General features: G+C 44.6%; 4 protein-coding genes. All 4 read right to left on the reverse strand.

What is annotated here, in order from left to right; translation table 11 throughout:
* The coding region (locus LC574_RS34715) for an ABC transporter permease (protein WP_229458153.1) at positions 1-818 on the reverse strand (818 nt) is incomplete at its 3' end.
* Positions 775-1,629, reverse strand: a complete 855-nt coding sequence (locus LC574_RS34720) for an ATP-binding cassette domain-containing protein (protein ID WP_229458155.1) — start codon at positions 1,627-1,629, stop codon at positions 775-777. The genes LC574_RS34715 and LC574_RS34720, both read right to left, overlap by 44 nt.
* A 64-nt stretch (positions 1,630-1,693) precedes the next feature.
* Positions 1,694-1,816, reverse strand: a complete 123-nt coding sequence (locus tag LC574_RS38385) for a hypothetical protein (RefSeq protein WP_267871780.1) — start codon at positions 1,814-1,816, stop codon at positions 1,694-1,696.
* A gap of 304 nt (positions 1,817-2,120) precedes the next feature.
* Entirely contained in the window at positions 2,121-2,441 is a 321-nt protein-coding gene (locus LC574_RS34725; RefSeq protein ID WP_229458157.1) for a hypothetical protein, read from the reverse strand.
* Positions 2,442-2,708: the final 267 nt, after the last annotated feature.

Below are 2,708 nucleotides of genomic sequence, written 5' to 3' on the forward strand. Positions count from 1 at the left end.
AATGTTAAGCCTATGTATGTTAACAAGAGAATTGTACCGTCCCAACCAAAGCTATAGATACTCCTTCCATTTGCTAACATCGTTCCGCGTAGTGCCTCCACTTCATAAGTCAAAGGATTCACATAGGGTAGAAACTTTAACCAGTTGGGCATCATGGAAATGGGATAGATAGCATTACTAGCAAAAAACAACGGCATAGTTAACAACTGTCCAATTCCTGTCATCCGTTCTCTGGTTTTCACCAGACAGCCAATGATTAAGGAAAAAGTGCAAAAACAACCTGCTCCCAACATGACAATTAATAGCACTTGGATAAAAGCCAAAGGATGAAGATTAAGTTTGACACCTAACACTAGTGCTAATACGTAAATAACAAATACCTGTGATAAACATCGTACTCCACAGGCTAACGATTTACCTAACACCATCGCCACTCTAGGTGTTGGACTAGCCAAGAATTTATGCACAACTCCTAAATCTCGCTCCCAGATCAGCGTCATCCCACCTGTAAAAATAGCGACAAATAACACGCTCTGTGCCAGAATGCCGGGAGTCATGAAGTCTAGATAAGGTAAGTCACCTGTAGGAATTGCCCGAATGCGGGAAAATACTTGCCCAAAGATCAGAAGCCACAGTGATGGTTGTACAGCTCTGACTATTAAATCAGTGGGATCATGCCGGAGTTTCCGCACTTCCATCTCGGCAATCACGAGGGTTTTCGTAAATATCTGAGCAATTGTAGAAATCACATTGCTACGGCGGGTAGCTTTTGCCTTAACCCAACCGTTCAGATGTACGTCTGGTTCTGGCTGTATCACGATAGCTAACTCCTGATGTTAATTGATCGCCTGTGTAATGAATAAAGACATCATCTAAGGTGGTATTCGGCTTACCCAAAGACGCTTTTAAATCACTAGGTGTACCTGTAATCACAACTTTGCCTTGCTGCATAATCGTCACTCGGCTACACAGACTATCAGCTTCTTCCAAAAAGTGAGTAGTTAAAAATATGGTTGTGCCATAATCTGCACGCAGTTGTTGTACCAGTTGCCATACCTGAGTGCGGGCAATGGGATCTAGCCCTACAGTCGGTTCATCAAGAAACAAAATCTTGGGTTGGTGCATGATGGATTGGGCAATTTCTAGCTTGCGGATCATGCCACCAGAGTAGTTACGTACTAAACGATGGGCTGCTGCTTGCAAACCCATAAAATCTAGAACTTCTCGAATACGCCTTTGCCTATGCTTAACAGGAATATCGTATAGCTTGGCAAAGATTAAGAGATTTTCGTAACCTGTGAGACTACCATCAGCAGAAAGAGCTTGGGGTACATAGCCAAATAGCCGCCTGACAGCAGTAGCCTGATGAGTTACATCATAGCCAGCTATAGTTGCTCTGCCTGTACTCAGGGGCAATAGCGTAGTCAACATCTTGATGGCTGTGCTTTTACCTGCCCCATTAGGGCCGAGTAAGCCAAAGACTTCACCTTGTTCTACTGTAATACTCAAATTATCCACAGCAACTGCTTTACCGAAGTAACGTGTCAGTCCTTGTGTTTCTAAAATCACTGCTTTAGGGCTACTAGCAAGTGATTTTGACAAATCAATGTTTCCCGTAAGTGTTGTCACGAGTTTGATGCACTTTTAATATTTAGTTTGTCTAAATATTAGTTTCACATATTTTGTTTGAAAGTCAAGAGTCTGTTTTGTGTTGGGTAAATTCCGCTATTTCTATGCCATTTCCACCAGGATCGCGGATAAAAAAGCGATGGTATACAGTTAGGGGGCGATCAGCTACTCTATAGGCCTCTTGCAAAAGTCCCTAACACCCCACCCCCAACCCCTCCCCGCAAGCGGGGAGGGGAGCGTTTGCGTCAGCAAATGCGGGGTGGGGTTCTTTATTTTTGATTTATGCAAGAGGTCTTATGTAGAGGCTGAATTTGAAAGAGTTAAAGCAGCTTTATACCTAGTACTCAACTAACCCAAAAATGATCGGTGAAGGCAGGCAGGGGGAGCAGGGGGAAATGAGGGAGCAGGGGGAGAAGAAATCGGATAATCGTATTAAATGCAGGAATTGAGTAATTTAATTTTTGGATGTCTATTAAAGGCAGCAAATAATTTTAACGCATAAGTAAGCTCCCAGTAAAATCTGCGATCGCCAATATAGCAAACGCCAACCCTGGAGTCACAAACGCCAACCCTGGAGTCGCAAACGCCAACCCTGGAGTCGCAAACGCCAACCCTGGAGTCACAAACGCCAACCCTGGAGTCGCAAACGCCAACCCTGGAGTCACAAACGCCAACCCTGGAGTCGCAAACGCCAACCCTGGAGTCACAAACACGAACCCTGGAGTCACAAACACGAACCCTGGAGTCACAAACACGAACCCTGGAGTCACAAACACGAACCCTGGAGTCACAAACACGAACCCTGGAGTCACAAACACGAACCCTGGAGTCACAAACGCCAACCCTGGAGTCACAAACGCCAACCCTGGAGTCACAAACGCCAACCCTTACGTTTTGTGACGGGGATTTAGATTTAGGCATCAAAACGTACTGCTTGATAGAAGCTTTTTACTTACAGCAGTTTTCATGTATTTGAACCACATCTATCGTAGGGGTAAAGCGCATTGCTCATACGTGTCAACTTAACGTAAAAGCCATGTCCCGCAAGGAACTTCAGTTCCTTGCTAATAGCGAAAGTC

Origin of the sequence: Nostoc sp. CHAB 5715 (genome assembly GCF_020829685.1) — a bacterium.
Lineage (GTDB): Bacteria > Cyanobacteriota > Cyanobacteriia > Cyanobacteriales > Nostocaceae > Nostoc.